A 16,193-nucleotide genomic window follows, 5' to 3' on the forward strand; every position below is an offset into this window, starting at 1 on the left:
TCGCACCTTTGGGTGCGGGCCCCCGTTCTCATGCCCAGCCGGTATGCCGCGTGGCCCGCCTCACCGGGCCAGAGCCTCCTTGGCCGCCTTGACCCTCCCCTCCGCGCGCAGCCGAGCCTCGGCGTCTCGGCGTTGCTGCATCGCAGCCTGCTGCTGCAGGGCGACCCGGTCGGGCAGACCGCGCAGCGAGTCCTTCTTCTCCTTCGCCCCCTGGAAGCGGGCGACGACGTCGTGCGCTGCGCCCTGGTCGACGACGGGCATCTCGACGAGGTCGATGAGGCTGCCCTTGAGCTCCCCGTAGCGGCTGCTCAGCTCGCGCGCCTGGCCCGCGAGCTCGCCGTAGCTCATCACCCGAGGGACCAGCGCGCACACGGCCGCGATGAGCGCCGCGACCGACACCAGCGCCTTGGCGCCGGCACCGGACTCGCTGTCGATCACAGGCCAGATCGCCAGACCGGTCATCGCCGCGATGACTCCCGAGAGCAGTGCCCAGAAGTCAGCCGCCTTCTGCTTGCGGTCCGCGTAACGCGGCAGCTCCTCCACCCAGAAGTCCGTGCTCCTCAGACACACCTGGAGCCGATGCCGCGACACCGGCACCATCGCGGTCTGCGTGCCCGCGCTCGACGTGGTGTCGACGTTCATGGACCTCCACCTCCCCTGCTGGCGGAGCGCACCCCTGCTGTGGTTGCCGTTGACCCCGCCTGCGCTCATTCACCTGCAGTTGGTGACGTGGAGCAAGAGTCGAGGGTCCTGCCTGCGGGGCAACTTTCCGCCGTGCCCTCAGGCCACGCAGCCGCCGAGCGCGATGGTGTCGTCGATCGACTTGATCTGCTGCTGCACGGCACCGAGCTGCTGTTGCAGCGTGGCCAGCGTCGCCTTCTGCGTGGCGATCGCCTCCTTGTTGGCCTTCTTCTGGGCCTCCAGGCTGCGCAGCGTCACCTGCGCCTCGGTCACCTGCTTGTCGAGCGTGCTCAGCTCGCCCTGCAGCGACTTCAGCTGGGCCTCGGCGGCTGAGATCTCGTCGTTGAGCGCGGTGAGCTGGGCCAGCAGTGGGGCGACCCGTGCCTGGAGGGACAGGATCTCGTTCTCCGTCGCGGCGATTCGGCCGTTGAGGTCCTCCAGCTGCGCGACGAGCGTGTCCATCTGCGCGGTGAGCGAGGCGATCTCGCCCTGCTTGGCGGCCACCGCCGCGTCGCCCTGGGCGACGGCGGACTCCAGGGCCGGCAGCTGCGCCTGGAGGTCGGCGATCTCGCGCTCCTTGGCGGCGACCGCGTCGTTCGCGGCAGCCAGGGCCGCCTCGGCCCGGGCAAGCTCGGCCCTGCGCGTCTCGAGGACGGTCCGCTGGTCGGCGACCGCCTGGCGGGCGGCCTCGAGCCCCTCGGTCAGGCCAGGCAGCGCGGCCTCGAGCTCGTCGACGACCTGCTGCTGGGCGGCGACCTCCGCGTTGGCGGCAGCCAGCGCTTCCTGCAGCGCCGGCAGCTCGCCCCTGAGGGTGGCGAGCTCGCCCTGCTTGGCCGTCACGGCGGCGTTGGCCGACGTGACCGCCTCCTGCAGCGCCGGGAGCTGACCCTGGAGCGTGGCGACCTCCCCCTGCTTGGCGGCCACGGCCGAGCGAGCGGCGTCGAGGCTCGCCTGCAGCGGGGCGGCCTGCTTCTGAAGGGCGCTGCTCTCCTGCTGCTTGCTGAGCAGCAGGGCGTTGAGGGCGTTGACCTGGGACTGGAGCGTGGCGAGGTCGCCCTGGAGACCGGAGATGAGGGTGTTCTTGTCGGCGATCTGGGTACGCACCCCCGCAAGTTCAGTCTCCTTCGTAGCACGAAGGGCAATCAGGTCACGCTTCAACCGCGAGTTTCCATTGATGTCATCGATCTGCGCAGTCAGCGCGGCGATCTCGGACTCGAGCGTGTTCTTCCGCGCGGCCAGCGTCGCGAGCTCACCCTGGGCCGTCGTCAGCTGTGCCTGCTTCGTCGCGATCTGCCCGTTCAAGGTCGCGATCTGGGCGGTGAGGGTCGCGATCTGGCTGTTCAGCAAGGTGGTGGCGGCCTGGTTGGCGGCCACGGCCTCGGCGGCCTCCCGCTCCTTGGCCTGGAGCGTCACGAGCTCGGCCTGAGCAGCGGAGATCTGAGCGTTCTTGGCCGCGAGCGCGTCGGCAGCGTCGTCAGCCGCCTCCTGCAGCGTCGCGAGCTCGCCCTCGGCCGTGGCGATCTCGGCGTTCTTGGCCTCGACCGCGTCGGCAGCGGCGGCCGCCTCGTCCTGGAGGTCGGCCAGCACACCCCTGGCGGCGGCGACCTTGGCCCGCTGGGCCTCGAGCTCGGCTTCGGCGACTGCCTCGATGCCCTCGAGGCGCTGCAGCTCGGTCTCGGCATCGGCGACGGCTTGCTCGGCGCCCGCGACGGCGGCGGCCGCGTCCTGGGCCACCTGGGCCAGCCGCACTAGGTCGCTTTGCGCGTCGGTGACCTGACCCTGCTTCGCGGTCAGGGCGTCGGCTGCCGCGGCTGCGGCCGACCGCAGCCCCACCAGCTCTGACTCGGCCCGGCCGATCTCGGCCGCCGTGGCCTCGACCTGCGTGGCGACCTGCTCCTGCTGCTGCTTCAGCTCGGCCGCCTGGGCCTGGGCAGCGGTGAGCTCGGACTGCAGCGGCGCGAGCCGGTCCTGCACCTCGACCTTGCTCTCCTCGAGCGCCGCCAGGGCGTCCTGCGCCGAGGTGATCGCGGCGGCCGTGGCTGCGTGGTCGGCGGTCAGCCTGGCGAGGTCCGCCTCGGCTGCGGCGAGCTGCTCGTCGAGGGCGAGGGCCTGCGCGTCGATCTCGGCGATGGCGCCGGTGAGGCCGGCGATCTCCGCGCTCAGGGAGTCGGCCTGCGCCTGCAGCGCGGCGCGCTCGGACTGCAGCGCAGCGATCGCAACGGCGTTCCGGCGGGCCGCGGCCCGGAGCAGGTTCTCCTGCACCACGCCGCGGTGGGCGAGCTGGTTCACCACACCGTTGCAGATGCCGGGCGAGGACTGGGCCTGTGCCGGCGCGGCGACGGCCAGGAGCGAGAAGGCCACAGCGGGCACGACGGCCGCCCGCGTGAGCCTCTTGGTGAACGACGAACCTGCGACGGCATGGTTTGGCAAAGGAACCCCCCAAAGACGTACCGGATTTCCTCCGGCCCCCGTCAACTATCCGTAAGGATGGCGGCGGATCCCATCAGCCGTTCAGCCGACCAGAGGCCGAGGGCCGCAGGCAGCCCGCAAGGTTGCGGCGAGGGCGCGCTGGCTCAGGCCGGGGTGAGCGGGCTGGTGCGCGCGTTGCGGCGCTCGAGCACGCGCGACAGGGCGTCGACCACCCGCGGGTCGTACTCGTAGCCCAGCCCGAGGTGGATCCGCTCCATCGCGCGCTCCTCGTCGGGGCCGGCGTACCGCCCACCCGAGAGGTCGTCGAAGGCGTTGACCACCTTGATGATGCGGCTCGGCATCGGCAGGTCCTGGCCGAACTCGCGCACCTGCCGGTAGGGCGTGGTCTGCGCCTCGAGGATGTGGGCGACGTTGTCGAGCACGCCGGTGCGCCGCACGATCTCGGCGCCGTCGCGGGCGATGCGCTGCTGGTCCGCCGGCGCCGCGAGGATCGTCGACCCGCCGGGAATCGGGTCGCGCAGGGCGACCTGGCCGAGGTCGTGCAGCAGCGCGGCATACTCCAGCTCGGTGACCTCGCGCGGCGTCATGCCGAGGTCGCGGCCGATCGCCACGGCCAGCTCGGTGACCCGCGACGCGTGCTCCTCGCGGGTGTAGCCCGCCCGCTCGGTGAGGCACGACAGCGCCCCGATCGTCTGCCGGTAGGTCTCACGGATCGCGCCGTAGCGCCGAACCGCGAACTGGGTCAGCAGCAGCGGGAAGAGGAACAGCGGCAGGGCGAGGTAGTCGAGCGCCACCTCGGCGAGCGCGATGAGCGCCCCGGTGGTCACCAGCGCGGTGGTGAGGCCGACCGCCTCGCGGTACTCGTTGACGATGGTGCGCAGCAGCGGCGAGTGCTCCTGCTGCGAGCGGATCGCGCCCTCGAGGCCCAGGCTCACCAGCACCGCCACAAGCGAGACCAGCAGCATCACCACGGCGATCAGCCACCGCCGGTCGGCCCACGCGCCCTGCCACTCCAGCAGCGTCCTGCCCTCGAACGGCACCCGCCGGTAGAGCACCGACGCCACCGACAGGCCGACGATGCGGGCGGCCACCTCGGGCAGGCCGATGGGCTGGCGGCGCACCGCGTGCACGAGCACCCCGATGCCCATGGCGAAGGCGGTCGCGACCACCACCACCGACGACGGGACGAACAGCTGGTCCTCGCTCGGCACCAGCGAGGTCATGGTGAGCGCCAGGGCGGCGGCGGTCGACAGCGGGGCCGTCTCGCGACGCCCCAGGATGGTCAGGCGGGCGACCTCGCCGATCGTGATCGCCACCATGAAGAGCACGAGCATGCCGGCGGCGTCGGGGATCTGCAGGAGCTCGACGTCGTCGAGGCTCCACCACACCGACGCCGCGACGATGAGGGCGGCAAGGCCGATCGTCGCCTTGGCGGCGTCGATCCGCGGGGCGTGGGGGCGGCGCCTCACGGCTGCGCCTCGACGGGCCGGTGCTGCTCGGCCGTGCGCGCCAGCCTGGCTCGCAGGTCGGCGCGCTCGGCGTAGTCGTCCGAGCACTCGGGGTCGTCGTGGTCGCGGTTGGCCCCGGCGGCGGTCAGCAGCTCGGCCGACCGCTCGGTCACCGACCAGGTATGCCGCGCGAGGGCACGCGCGAGGGCGGAGACGACGTGGGGGTCGAGGTGGGTGCCCGCGCGGCGGTGCAGCTCCTGCATCGCCTCCACGGGCGTCAGCGCCGGGCGGTAGGAGCGCGCGGTGGTCAGCGCGTCGAAGGCGTCGGCGACGGCGATGATGCGGGCGGCGAGGGGGATGTCCTCCCCCGCGAGCCCGAAGGGGTAGCCACGGCCGTCGTAGCGCTCGTGGTGGTGCGCGATGGCCGCGAGCGAGTCCTTGACGAACTCGATGTCGCCGAGCATGTCGACCGCGTGGATCGGGTGCTCGGCCATGACCTGCTGCTCGGCGTCGTTGCGCTCGCGTGGGAGCCGCAGCACGCGCGAGGGGATGGCGAGCGTGCCGAGGTCGTGCAGCATGCCGGCGGTGCGCACCTCCTGCGCCTCGCGGAAGCCGAGGCCCAGGGCGTCGGCCATCCACTCGCACAGCTGGGCCACGCGGGCGCTGTGGCCGACGCTCGCCGGGTCCTTGGCCTCGACGGAGGCGACGAGGGCGTCGAGGGTGCGCTCGTGCGCGCGCACCTCGTCGCCGTACTGGCGGAACGCCCACTGGGCGACGGCCAGGGGCGCCAGCACGAGCACGGCGCTGAACCAGCCCACCCCCGCCGGGACCCAGAGCACCACGAACAGGAAGCCGATGATGCCGTAGCCGATGTAGGCCGGGCCCGTGGTGCTCAGCAGCTTGACGATCTGGGCGCGCATCGGGATGCCGTTGTAGACGCGCATGATGCCGGCCAGCAGCACCGCATTGACGAGGCACTGGGCGACGTCGGCAGCGATCAGGGGCAGCCCGACCCAGGTGACGATGTCGATCGCCCCGTCGAGGCCGGAGAAGTCGCTCTGGCCGCCTGCCGCGAGGTAAACCAGCCCGCCGACCGAGCCGATGACGCTGCCGAGCGCCACGTTGAAGGTGCGGACGATGAGCGGGGCCTGTCGCGGCAGCAGCACAGTGGACGCGCCGCCGACCAGCCCTGCCCCCACCGGTCCGACGATCACCGCGGAGGCAAGGAGGATGACGCTGGTCAGGGAGATCTGGACGCGTGACCCGATGTTCGAGTCGCGCATGACCCAGCTGACCACTCCCAGCGCTCCGAGCACCAGCAGCGCGGGCCAGTCATCGGGCCCGCCTGTCAGCGCCCAGCCGACAGTGAGCAGTGCCGCCGCCAGGCAGGCCGCGAACACGACGAAAGCCTGCGCCAAGGCACTGATGCCCCGCGCAGGCTTCTCGCCCGAAGTCCCCGCCGTCATGAGGTCAATCTAGACGGCCATCGGGGCAAACTCTGTATATCGGGCTTAGCCGCCCCAACCCCAGATGGTCTGGATGCGCGGGCCGGCAGCGGTGGTGGGGTCGATGTCGATGAGAGCCTTCATGGCGGAGTCTCCTTTTGCGTCCTGCGGAAGCTAACAGCGTGTGCGTCGGCGAGCAGGGCAACTCGGGCACCTGCAGGGGGGTGGGGCACCTCAGCACGACTAATGATGCCCCGCTCTGCACCTTTTTCACGAATACAGAACCTTTCTTGACCAAATCTTGAAGAAATGGCGCCGATTAAGACCTCGGGGGCTCCTGTGCGACAATGGCGGGCGATCGAGGCGCCCGCACGCGCCGAAGCCACCACCAACGGAGTGACCCATGAGCAAGCGCGCCCGCAAGCGCCGCTCGCGCAAGGGCAACGCGGCCAACCACGGCCGCAAGCCCAACGCCTGAGCAGCCACCAGACGCCGAACGGGGCGCCGGAGCGAGTCCACGGACGTGCACCGGCGCCCCGTTCACGTGTGGGCACCCGGTCCCCCAGCCCTCACCCGGCCGCACGGAATACCGCAGGCCCACGGCCCGTGGGAGGGTCGCGCGGCGCGCATCCCCACCGTCCACACGCGCGTGGTCCGGGCGCCCACGGGGGTCCGGGCCCCGGCACGGTGGGACGCATGGAGGACGGCGCAGACGCGGAGGACAAGGGGGACGACCCCTTTTTAGGCGACCTCGACTACGCGCTCCACCTCGCCCGGGCACGCCGGCGGATGAGCCAGCGCGAGTTCGCCGCGCTCGTGGGCCTCAGCAAGTCACGGCTGGCGCGGCTGGAGCAGGGCGATGGGCTCGGGGCGGTCCGAGAGCTCCAGCGGGTGCTCACAGCGGCAGGCTTCCACCTAGCGGTCGTCGACGCCGAGGCCGACGCCTGGGACCCGGTCTACGACACCTGGCAGTTCCGCGACCGGGGGCCGGCACGAGTGGTGGGGCTGACTCAGTCGGAGGTCTGCAGCCGGATCGTCGTGATCCGGGCCATGATCTGCGTGCGCAGGGCCACCGGGGCCTCCTCGCACTGGCACGACCGCTTGACCAGGGCCTTGAGGGCCTTGTCGAGGTTGTACTGCTCGAAGCACGGAGCACACTCGTGCAGGTGCTGGGCGATCTTCTTGGTGTCGTCCCGCGTCATCTCGCCGTCGAGGTACTCGTACACCCGGTGCAAGGTCTCCGAGCAGTCCGTGTGGTCAGCGTGCTCGCTCATGACTCCGCTCCCTGCTTCACGAAGCCGCGCTCAGCGGCATAGTCGTTCAGGAGCTCGCGCAGCTGGCGGCGGCCGCGGTGCAGCCGCGACATCACCGTCCCGATGGGGGTGTCCATGATCTCCGCGATCTCCTTGTAGGCGAACCCTTCGACATCCGCGAGGTAGACCGCCAGGCGGAAGTCCTCGGGCAGCTCCTGCAGCGCGCGCTTGACCTCGGTGTCCGGCAGCCGGTCGAGGGCCTCGGTCTCCGCCGAGCGCAGCCCGCTGGAGGTGTGCGACTCGGCGCGGGCGAGCTGGTAGTCCTCGACCTCCGCGGCGTCGGACTGCTGGGGCTCACGCTGCTTCTTGCGGTACGTGTTGATGTAGGTGTTGGTGAGGATGCGGTACATCCAGGCCTTGAAGTTGGTGCCCGGCTTGTACTGGTGGAAGGCGGCGTAGGCCTTCGCGTAGGTCTCCTGGACCAGGTCCTCGGCATCGGCGGGGTTGCGCGTGGTGCGCAGCGCGGCGGAGTAGAGCTGGTCCAGCAGGGGCATGGCCTCGCGCTCGAAGCGGGCGTGCCGCTCCTCGGGCGTCTCGCGAGCCACGTCGACGGTTGCGTCAGATGCAGGGGTCTCGGTCATCGCGCTCCAGCCTAGACCGGCTGCGGTGCGGGGGCTCACTTCGGACGGTACGTCGAGCACGAGCACAGGTGGGACTCCCTTCGGCAGAACATCTGTGGTGGTCAACGGCACCCCCGCTCGGCTCATTCCCAGCCGGTCCGCACGGCCCTCGGGGCCGCCGGTAGATTTGCCGCCATGTCGACCCCCAGCACCACCGATGCCGCCTTCGTCGACCTGCTCACCGAGCAGGTGCGGCACGAGTTCACCGCGAGCCAGCAGTACCTCGCGATGGCGGTCTGGTTCGACGACCACGACCTCCCCCGCCTGGCGGCGCACTTCTACTCGCAGTCGGTCGAGGAGCGCAACCACGCGATGATGATGGTGCAGTACCAGCTCGACCGCGGCTGGCCCGTCGCCATCCCCGGCGTCGACGAGGTGCGCAACGCCTTCGAGAAGCCGGTCGAGCCCATCGCCCTCGCGCTGGAGCAGGAGAAGAGCGTCACCGGCCAGTGCGAGCGCCTCTTCCGCGCGGCCCGCTCCGAGGGCGACGTGCTCTCCGAGCAGTTCATGCTGTGGTTCCTCAAGGAGCAGGTCGAGGAGGTCGCCGCGATGAGCACGCTGCTCGCGATCGCCGAGCGTGCCGGCCACGACTGGTTCCAGATCGAGGACCACCTCGCCCGCGAGAAGGTCGGCGACGGCGGCGAGGATGCGTCAGCGCCTGCCGCGGCCGGCGGCGCCCTCTAGCCCGCGGGCGCTACGACACTGATCGCAGAACGCGATCAGTGTCGTAGCGCGCCCACGAACCCCCGCACCGCCTCCACGACGTCGGCCGGCGCCTTGCCGAAGCTGTGCGTCCCCTTCGCTGCCGAGACGTATGCCGCGTCCGGCACCACCTCGCGGACCTCGTCGGGGGTGCCGAACGGGTCGCGCTCGCCCTGCACCACATGCACCGGCAGGCCTGCGCGGATCGGGGTGAGCAGCTCCTCGGCCCGCGACGACTCCGGCTTGCCCGGCGGGTGCAGGGGGAACGACAGGCAGAGCACGGCGTCGGCGCCCACCTGCTCGGCGGTGCGGCAGGCCACCCGGGCCCCGGCCGAGCGCCCGCCCACGACCAGCGGCCTCGGCAGGGCGCCGCGCCCGGCCGTCAGCGCGGCGAGCACCGGCACCCAGGCGGCGTCGAGTGTCGGCGGTGGTTTGGCGACCTTCTTGCCTGCCAGGCGCCACGGCTGGTCGACGAGCACGACGGCCCACCCGTCGGCCGTCAGCGCCTCGGTGACCGCGACGAGGTCGCCCGACCAGCCGTGCCCGCCGGCGCCGTGGCCGAGCACCAGCGTGCCGACGGCCCGGGCCGGCCGGTGGACCGTGGCCCGGGCCGTCCCCGGTGGGGTGTCGACCTCGACCACCCGGGTCGGCTTCACGCCGGGTTCCTGCCTTGCTCCGTCTCCTGCGGTGAGACCGTCTCGTCGGACCCGCCGATGATCTCCCCGGTCATCGGGTCGACCACGCCCTCGAGCTCGGACTCGGGCACCGGGTCGAGCAGGTGTGCGCCGTTGTTGCCGGTCGCGTTGACCGCGGTCGAGATCGGGTAGGCCTCGAAGCGGCCCGGCCGGTGGAACGACAGCAGCCGCTTGACCTCGTCGAGGTCCTGCATCGTCGGGTCGAGCCAGGTGGCCCAGTCCTCCGGCTCGAGGATGAGCGGCTGCCGGTCGTGGATGCGGTCTAGCCCGGGCTCGGCGTCGGTCGTGATGATCGTGAAGGTGGTCAGCCAGGCGTCGGGGTCGCCGTTGTCCTTCACCGACTTGTCGCGCCAGAACTCGTAGAGCCCCGCCATCGCCACGGGGTGCCCGTCGGCCCGGTGGGTGAAGAACGGCTGCTTGCGCGGCTTGCCCTTGGCGTCCGTGACCGTCGGCGACTTCTGCCACTCGTACCAGCCGGCCGCCGGCACCAGGCACCGGCGCGTGGCGGCCGCCTTGGCGAACGAGCCCTTCTCCAGCACCGACTCGGCCCGCGCGTTGATCATGCGCATGCCGACCTTGGTGTCCTTCGCCCAGCTCGGCACCAGGCCCCACGTGAGCAGCCGCAGCTGGCGCACGGGAGGTGCGCCCTCGGCATACCGCTCCTTGGCCTCGTCCTTGGGCACGCGGCTGAGCACGACGGGCGCCTGCTTGGTGGGCGCCATGTTGTAGTCGGGCGTGCCGGGCGGCGGCGACTGCGGGCGCGCCATCACGCTGCGGGCCGGCTCGGCGGTGCGGTCCTGCTCGGCCTCGAACTCCTCGACGAGCTCACCCGGGTTGGCCGTGGCCGCGTAGCGTCCGCACATGGTGGACAGGCTACGCAGGGCAGCCGGACCCCCACTACGGTAGGAATGTCGTGACACCAGCCAACAAGGAGTGCTCATGAGCCTGATCCGCCGCGTGGCCCGACCGATGATCGCCGCGAGCTTCATCGCCAGCGGGCTCGACCAGCTGCGCCACCCCGCCAGGTCGGCCTCCAAGGTGGCGCCGCTCGCGGACCAGGCCGCTCCCGCCCTGCACCTGCCCAACGACCCCGAGCTGCTCGTGCGCGCCAACGGTGCCGCCCAGATCGGCGGCGGCGCGATGCTGGCGATGGGCCGCATGCCGCGCACGTCCGCGATGGTGCTCGCGGCGAGCATGGTGCCCTCGACCTACGTGAGCCACCCCTTCTGGGCCGAAAAGGACTCCACCCAGCGCGCCCACGAGCGCCGCGCCTTCATGAAGAGCCTCGCCGTGCTCGGCGGGCTGCTCCTCGCGACCGTCGACACCGAAGGCCGACCCGGCGTCGCCTACCGCATGCACATGATCAGCAACCGGGCCGAGCGCGCGGCGAAGACCACGCGCCGCGAGGCCCGGCACGCCTCGAAGGCCGCCAAGCGCGAAGCCAGGCTGCGCGCCCGCCAGGCACACGATGCCCTCACCTGACTGGCCCGCGCCGGTGGCTGGTGAGCGGATCGAGGCGCTCGTCACCCTTCCCGGCAGCAAGTCCCTGACCAACCGCTTCCTCGTCCTCGCCGCCCTCGCGGGCGGCACCTCCCGGCTGCGGCGGCCGCTGCGCTCGCGCGACACCCTGCTCATGGCCGAGGCGCTGCGCTCCCTCGGTGCAGGCATCGACGACGGCACCACCGACTCCACCGGAAGCGCCGACTGGATCGTCACCCCGGCCAGCCTGCGCGGCGGCGGACGCGTCGACTGCGGCCTGGCCGGCACGGTGATGCGCTTCCTGCCCCCGGTGGCGGCGCTCTGCGACGGACCGGTCGAGTTCGACGGCGACGAGCAGGCCCGGGTGCGCCCGATGGGCCCGGTGCTCGACGCGCTGCGCGGCCTGGGCGCCCGCATCGACGACGGCGGCCGCGGCAGGCTGCCCTTCACCGTGCACGGCACGGGCCGTATGCCGGGCGGCGAGGTCACGCTCGACGCCTCCGCCTCCTCGCAGTTCGTCTCCGCGCTGCTCCTCGCCGGGCCCCGCTACGACGGCGGCGTCACGGTGCGACACGTGGGCCCGCCGGTGCCGTCCGAGCCCCACATCGAGATGACGGTGGAGACGCTGCGCGACGCCGGCGCCATCGTCGACGACTCGGAGCCCGACCTGTGGCGAGTCGAGCCCTCGGAGATCAACGCCCTCGACGTGCAGGTCGAGCCCGACCTGTCGAACGCCGCGCCGTTCCTCGCCGCCGCCCTCGTCACGGGGGGCCGGGTCAGCGTGCCCGGCTGGCCGCAGCACACGACGCAGGCGGGCGACGCGATCCGCGACATCCTCGACGCCATGGGCGCCGACGTGACGCTGACCCGTGAGGGCCTGACCGTCACCGGCACCGGCGAGGTCTCCGGCGTCGACGTCGACCTGCACGACGCGAGCGAGCTGACCCCCGTGGTGGCGGCGGTCGCGGCGCTGGCCGACTCCCCCACCGTCATCCGCGGCGTCGCCCACATCCGCGGGCACGAGACCGACCGGCTGGCGGCGCTGTCGCGCGAGCTCGGAGCGCTGGGCTCGGAGGTCAACGAGACCGACGACGGCCTGCTCCTGCGGCCCCGTCCCCTGACCGGCGGGCGCTTCCGCACCTACGCCGACCACCGGATGGTCATGGCCGCAGCGGTGCTGGGCCTGCGGGTGCCAGGGGTCGTCGTCGAGGACGTCGGCACCGTCGCCAAGACGCTGCCGACCTTCGTCGACCTCTGGGAGGGGATGCTCGGCGGCCCCGGCCGCGCCTCGGCCGCCCCGGACGCAGCCTCCGCATGAGCCCGGTCCCGGTCGCATGAGCAGGGCCGCATGAGCCCCCGCCGCGCCTCGGACTACGACGAGAGCGACGTCCGGATCCGCCCCAGCCGGCGCGGCTCCCGCCCCCGGTCGAAGGACCGTCCCACCCACGAGGACGCCATCCCCGGCTTCGTGACCGCCGTCGACCGTGGCCGCTACACCGTGCTCGTCGGCGAGGGGGTGGGCGGCCGCAAGATGCCGGAGCGGGTGGTCACCGCGATGAAGGCCCGCGAGCTCGGCCGCAAGGGCATCGTCGTCGGCGACGAGGTCGAGCTCGTGGGAGACACCTCCGGCGGCCCGGACTCGTTGGCGCGCATCGTGAAGCTGTCGCCGCGGCGGTCGGTGCTGCGGCGCACCGCGGACGACACCGACCCGGTCGAGCGCGTCATCGTCGCCAACCCCGACCAGCTGGTCATCGTCTCTGCGCTGGCCAACCCGGAGCCGAGGCCCCGACTCATCGACCGCTGTCTCGTGGCCGCCTACGCCGCCGACCTCGACCCGCTGCTGGTGCTGACCAAGGCCGACCTGCAGGACCCGTCGGACTTCCTGGCCAACTACGCCCCACTCAACGTGCCCTACATCGTCACATCCACCGCCGGCGACGGCTTCGACGGCCTGGAGGCGTTGCAGGACAAGCTGATCGGGCGGGTCAGCGTCTTCGTCGGCCACTCAGGCGTCGGCAAGTCCACCCTCGTCAACGGCCTCGTCCCCGACGCCCAGCGCGCCATCGGCAACGTCAACATCGTGACCGGGCGCGGGCGGCACACCTCGAGCTCGGCGGTGGCGCTGCGACTGCCCGGTGACCAGGGCTGGGTCATCGACACCCCGGGCGTGCGCTCCTTCGGGCTCGCCCACGTCGACCTGCACCGGATCATCGAGCACTTCCCGGACCTCGAGCCCGGCACCGAGAAGTGCCCCCGTTCGTGCTCGCACGACGAGGAGGAGTGCGCGCTCGACGAGTGGGTCGCCTCCGGGCACGCGGGTCCGGCCGGCGCCTCCCGCCTGGAGTCGCTGCGCCGGCTGCTGCGGGCCCGTTCCGGCGAGGGCGACTCCGGGCCGGGGTATTGACGCGGGGCATGGCGCTCGGCAATACCCCGAACCGGCCGAGGGAGAGCGGCTAGCCTGAGGTCAGCGGCTGGGGAGGTCACGCGATGGAGCGCGAGTACGTCGTCATCGGGGGCGGGATCGTCGGGCTCTCGACCGCACTCCACCTGCTGCAGCGCCGGCCCGGGGCCGGCGTGGTCGTCCTCGAGAAGGAGCCGGCGCTCGCCACCCACCAGACCGGGCACAACTCCGGGGTGATCCACGCCGGCATCTACTACGCGCCCGGCTCGCTGAAGGCCCGTCTCTGCCGGGCCGGCGAGAAGGCGACCAAGGAGTTCTGCCGGGCACACGGCATACCCGAACTGACCATCGGCAAGCTCGTCGTCGCCACCTCCGACGTCGAGGTGGCGCGGCTGCACGACCTGCGCGTGCGGGCCGGCGAGAACGGCATCGACGTCGAGCCCGTCAGCGGGTCGCGGCTGCGCGAGCTGGAGCCCTACGTCAGGGGCCTCGAGGCGCTGCTCGTCCACAGCACCGGCATCGTCGACTACCGCGAGGTCAGCCGGGCGATGGCCGAGGAGATCCGGCTCGCCGGCGGCGAGGTGCGCACCGGCATCGAGGTCAGCGGCATCCGCGAGGACGACGAGGGCGTGCAGGTGCTCACCGAGCACGGGGTGCTCACCGCCCGGCACCTCATCGCCTGCGCCGGGCTCCAGGCCGACCGCGTCGCGCGGATGGGCGGCCTCGACACCGACTTCCGCATCGTGCCGTTCCGCGGCGAGTACTACGAGCTGCCGCCGTCGCGGGCCGGGCTGGTCCAGCACCTGATCTACCCGGTGCCCGACCCCGACCTGCCCTTCCTCGGCGTGCACCTCAGTCCCACGATCGACGGCCGCATCACGGTCGGGCCGAACGCCGTGCTCGGCCTGGCCCGCGAGGGCTACCGCAAGAGCCAGGTCTCGCTGCGCGACGTCGCCGACTACGCGCGCTTCCCCGGCATGTGGAAGGTGGCGCGCGCCAACCTCCGCACCGGAGCCGTCGAGGTGCGCGACTCGCTCTCCCGCCGCGGCTACCTCGCCGAGTGCCGGCGCTACTGCCCCGACCTCACCCTCGACGACCTCCGGCCGCACGAGGCCGGCATCCGCGCCCAGGCGGTGATGCACGACGGCACCCTGGTGCACGACTTCCTGCTGCGCGAGAGCCGCCGGCAGCTGCACGTGGCCAACGCACCCTCCCCCGCGGCGACGTCGGCCCTTCCCATCGGCGAGATGATCGCCGAGCGCGTGGTGGGGGCACGAGCGTGGTGACGGCGACACCCGCGGCTGCCGTCGCGGGACTGCTGCTCCTGCTCGCGACGGGGTGCACGGGGACCACGGCACCCGCGGGAGGCCGCCCCGGTGACGCCACGAGCACCCCGGCGACGGGTGCCCCGACCGGCACCGGGGGCGGCGGCACCGGCACGGCGGGCGGCGGCACCGGCACCGTGGGCGGAGGCGCCGGCGCTGACGGCGGCAAACCCGCCCGGTCCGCCACCGTCATCTCCGTCGGCGACATCGCCCAGTGCGGCAACCGGGGTGACGACGTCACCGCCGACATCACGGCCAAGCTGCTGAGTAGCTCGAAGGACGCCGCCGTGCTCACCCTGGGCGACCATGCCTACCCCGACGGCTCCACCGAGGACTTCAGGACCTGCTACGACCCCAGCTGGGGTCGGCTCACCCCCCGGGTGCGGCCTGCCCCAGGCAACCACGACTACGACACCCGCGACGCCGCCGGCTACTTCGCCTACTTCGGCAAGGCCGCCGGCGAACGCGGCAAGGGCTGGTACTCCTTCAACCTGGGCAGCTGGCACCTCGTGGCGCTGAACTCCAACTGCGACGAGGTCGGCGGCTGCGACGCCGGCTCCGCGCAGGGTCGCTGGCTGCGCGACGACCTGGCCCGCAACCGCAGCCGGTGCACCCTCGCCTACTGGCACCACCCGCGATTCAGCTCGGGCTGGCACGGGTCGAGCCGCCGCACCGCCGACTTCTGGGACGCCCTCGCCAAAGCGGGCGCCGACGTCGTGCTCAGCGGCCACGACCACGACTACGAGCGGTTCGCGCCCCAGCGGCCGGACGGTGGAGCGGCCCGCGACGGCATACGGCAGTTCGTGGTCGGCACCGGCGGCGCCGAGAGCCGCGCCTTCGCCGACCGCGCCCCCAACAGCGAGCGGCGCATCACCGGCGTCCACGCAGTGCTGCGGCTGCAGCTCACCGACGGTGGCTACGAGTGGGCGCTCGTCGGCGCCGACGGCGCCAGCAGGCCACTCGACGCCGGCAGGGGCACCTGCTCCTGAGCCCCGGCCGCCCGCGGCGCCCAGCGGCGCCACAGCACCGACGAGCCCGCAGCCAGCGCCACCGACAGGATCGTGAAGCCGACCACGCCGCGCACCTGCAGGTGGGTCGGCATGGCCAGCATGGTCTCCTCGTCCAGCCTCGTCACCCACCAGAGCACCACGGCCGGCACGACGATGGCCAGGGCGCCCAGCACACGAAGCGCAAGGTGGCGACGGCTGAACGCCAGTCCCCCGATGGCGAACGCCGGCACGAAGGGCACGCCCGGCCCGGCGAGCAGCATCAGCCCCGGGAGGACGGCCAGCAGCCACCAGCGCCTGGCGCCGACAGCCTGAGCGGCCGCCACCATGCCGAGCCCCGTGCCGAGCAGTCCCGCGAGGCCGACGATGAACGCGGTGCCCGCCCAGCTGAAGCTCGGGTCGGTGCTCACCAGGCGCATGAACACCCGGGCACCGATGCCCCACAGCACCCCGAGGCCGGCACCGGCGAGCGCGCCCCTCAACACCGGGTGGCGGCTTCCGCCGGGGGCGAGTGATTCCTGCAAACGGCTCATGGTCGAGTCCTTGCTCGTAAGAAGATGTCTGACACTGCAACCGACGGGGCACCGGAGGCGGCGGGCGACAGCCGAAACCTCTTTTTGTTTCTGGGTTTCCGGTGTCACCCACCT

General features: G+C 72.4%; 15 protein-coding genes. 6 read left to right on the forward strand and 9 right to left on the reverse strand.

Annotation, left to right across the window (positions count from 1 at the left end):
- Positions 1-60 precede the first annotated feature (60 nt).
- The 6 genes from P2F65_RS04130 to P2F65_RS04155 form a co-directional block, all read right to left on the reverse strand.
- Positions 61-642: a hypothetical protein gene (locus P2F65_RS04130; RefSeq protein ID WP_275804441.1), complete on the reverse strand. Its 582-nt coding sequence runs from the start codon at positions 640-642 to the stop codon at positions 61-63.
- A 138-nt stretch (positions 643-780) separates the two neighbouring features.
- Positions 781-3,051, reverse strand: coding sequence for a chromosome segregation ATPase (locus P2F65_RS04135; protein ID WP_275804443.1), 2,271 nt, complete (start codon positions 3,049-3,051; stop codon positions 781-783).
- A 203-nt stretch (positions 3,052-3,254) separates the two neighbouring features.
- Positions 3,255-4,580, reverse strand: coding sequence for an HD domain-containing phosphohydrolase (locus P2F65_RS04140; protein WP_275804445.1), 1,326 nt, complete (start codon positions 4,578-4,580; stop codon positions 3,255-3,257).
- Positions 4,577-6,025, reverse strand: a complete 1,449-nt coding sequence (locus tag P2F65_RS04145; protein WP_275804447.1) for an HD-GYP domain-containing protein — start codon at positions 6,023-6,025, stop codon at positions 4,577-4,579. The genes P2F65_RS04140 and P2F65_RS04145 overlap by 4 nt, the downstream gene beginning before the upstream one ends.
- Before the next feature lie 989 nt (positions 6,026-7,014).
- Positions 7,015-7,278 carry a mycothiol system anti-sigma-R factor gene (gene rsrA / locus P2F65_RS04150; protein WP_275804449.1) on the reverse strand — a complete coding sequence of 88 codons (264 nt, stop codon included), beginning with the start codon at positions 7,276-7,278 and terminating at the stop codon, positions 7,015-7,017.
- A complete protein-coding gene (locus tag P2F65_RS04155; RefSeq protein ID WP_275804451.1) occupies positions 7,275-7,898 on the reverse strand; it encodes a sigma-70 family RNA polymerase sigma factor in 624 nt (207 codons plus the stop codon). Before P2F65_RS04155 ends, rsrA begins: the two co-directional genes overlap by 4 nt.
- A 174-nt stretch (positions 7,899-8,072) precedes the next feature.
- On the opposite strand from P2F65_RS04155, the gene P2F65_RS04160 reads away from it, so the two are divergent.
- Positions 8,073-8,621, forward strand: coding sequence for a ferritin (locus P2F65_RS04160; protein ID WP_275804453.1), 549 nt, complete (start codon positions 8,073-8,075; stop codon positions 8,619-8,621).
- A 35-nt stretch (positions 8,622-8,656) separates the two neighbouring features.
- On the opposite strand, the gene P2F65_RS04165 is transcribed toward P2F65_RS04160, so the two are convergent.
- Together P2F65_RS04165 and P2F65_RS04170 are read right to left on the reverse strand one after the other, a co-directional pair.
- Positions 8,657-9,295, reverse strand: a complete 639-nt coding sequence (locus P2F65_RS04165; protein WP_275804455.1) for an alpha/beta family hydrolase — start codon at positions 9,293-9,295, stop codon at positions 8,657-8,659.
- A complete protein-coding gene (locus tag P2F65_RS04170; protein ID WP_275804457.1) occupies positions 9,292-10,197 on the reverse strand; it encodes an SOS response-associated peptidase in 906 nt (301 codons plus the stop codon). Before P2F65_RS04170 ends, P2F65_RS04165 begins: the two co-directional genes overlap by 4 nt.
- Before the next feature lie 76 nt (positions 10,198-10,273).
- On the opposite strand from P2F65_RS04170, the gene P2F65_RS04175 reads away from it, so the two are divergent.
- From P2F65_RS04175 to P2F65_RS04195, 5 genes are all read left to right on the forward strand, one after another.
- Complete coding sequence (locus P2F65_RS04175) at positions 10,274-10,816, forward strand: DoxX family protein (protein ID WP_275804459.1); 543 nt, start codon at positions 10,274-10,276, stop codon at positions 10,814-10,816.
- Positions 10,803-12,131, forward strand: a complete 1,329-nt coding sequence (gene aroA / locus P2F65_RS04180) for a 3-phosphoshikimate 1-carboxyvinyltransferase (RefSeq protein WP_275804461.1) — start codon at positions 10,803-10,805, stop codon at positions 12,129-12,131. The genes P2F65_RS04175 and aroA overlap by 14 nt, the downstream gene beginning before the upstream one ends.
- 30 nt (positions 12,132-12,161) lie before the next feature.
- On the forward strand, positions 12,162-13,217 hold the full coding sequence (rsgA, locus tag P2F65_RS04185; RefSeq protein ID WP_275804463.1) for a ribosome small subunit-dependent GTPase A: 1,056 nt from the start codon (positions 12,162-12,164) through the stop codon (positions 13,215-13,217).
- A gap of 83 nt (positions 13,218-13,300) precedes the next feature.
- Positions 13,301-14,500: an L-2-hydroxyglutarate oxidase gene (gene lhgO / locus P2F65_RS04190; protein ID WP_275804465.1), complete on the forward strand. Its 1,200-nt coding sequence runs from the start codon at positions 13,301-13,303 to the stop codon at positions 14,498-14,500.
- Positions 14,497-15,528, forward strand: a complete 1,032-nt coding sequence (locus P2F65_RS04195; protein WP_275804466.1) for a metallophosphoesterase — start codon at positions 14,497-14,499, stop codon at positions 15,526-15,528. The genes lhgO and P2F65_RS04195 overlap by 4 nt, the downstream gene beginning before the upstream one ends.
- On the opposite strand, the gene P2F65_RS04200 is transcribed toward P2F65_RS04195, so the two are convergent.
- Positions 15,456-16,079: a hypothetical protein gene (locus P2F65_RS04200; protein ID WP_275804468.1), complete on the reverse strand. Its 624-nt coding sequence runs from the start codon at positions 16,077-16,079 to the stop codon at positions 15,456-15,458. The two genes, P2F65_RS04195 and P2F65_RS04200, sit on opposite strands and share 73 nt — an antisense overlap.
- Positions 16,080-16,193: the final 114 nt, after the last annotated feature.

It is taken from the genome of Knoellia sp. p5-6-4 (genome assembly GCF_029222705.1).
Taxonomy (GTDB): domain Bacteria; phylum Actinomycetota; class Actinomycetes; order Actinomycetales; family Dermatophilaceae; genus Pedococcus_A.

What these genes read in the sequence shown, in the direction of transcription:
- P2F65_RS04145 (WP_275804447.1), bottom strand. Translation starts at nt 6,025, where the DNA reads ATGACGGCGGGGACTTCGGGCGAGAAGCCTGCGCGGGGCATCAGTGCC.
- P2F65_RS04160 (WP_275804453.1), top strand. Translation starts at nt 8,073, where the DNA reads ATGTCGACCCCCAGCACCACCGATGCCGCCTTCGTCGACCTGCTCACC.
- P2F65_RS04200 (WP_275804468.1), bottom strand. Translation starts at nt 16,079, where the DNA reads ATGAGCCGTTTGCAGGAATCACTCGCCCCCGGCGGAAGCCGCCACCCG.
- P2F65_RS04175 (WP_275804459.1), top strand. Translation starts at nt 10,274, where the DNA reads ATGAGCCTGATCCGCCGCGTGGCCCGACCGATGATCGCCGCGAGCTTC.
- P2F65_RS04170 (WP_275804457.1), bottom strand. Translation starts at nt 10,197, where the DNA reads ATGTGCGGACGCTACGCGGCCACGGCCAACCCGGGTGAGCTCGTCGAG.
- rsgA (WP_275804463.1), top strand. Translation starts at nt 12,162, where the DNA reads ATGAGCCCCCGCCGCGCCTCGGACTACGACGAGAGCGACGTCCGGATC.
- aroA (WP_275804461.1), top strand. Translation starts at nt 10,803, where the DNA reads ATGCCCTCACCTGACTGGCCCGCGCCGGTGGCTGGTGAGCGGATCGAG.
- lhgO (WP_275804465.1), top strand. Translation starts at nt 13,301, where the DNA reads ATGGAGCGCGAGTACGTCGTCATCGGGGGCGGGATCGTCGGGCTCTCG.
- P2F65_RS04130 (WP_275804441.1), bottom strand. Translation starts at nt 642, where the DNA reads ATGAACGTCGACACCACGTCGAGCGCGGGCACGCAGACCGCGATGGTG.
- rsrA (WP_275804449.1), bottom strand. Translation starts at nt 7,278, where the DNA reads ATGAGCGAGCACGCTGACCACACGGACTGCTCGGAGACCTTGCACCGG.
- P2F65_RS04155 (WP_275804451.1), bottom strand. Translation starts at nt 7,898, where the DNA reads ATGACCGAGACCCCTGCATCTGACGCAACCGTCGACGTGGCTCGCGAG.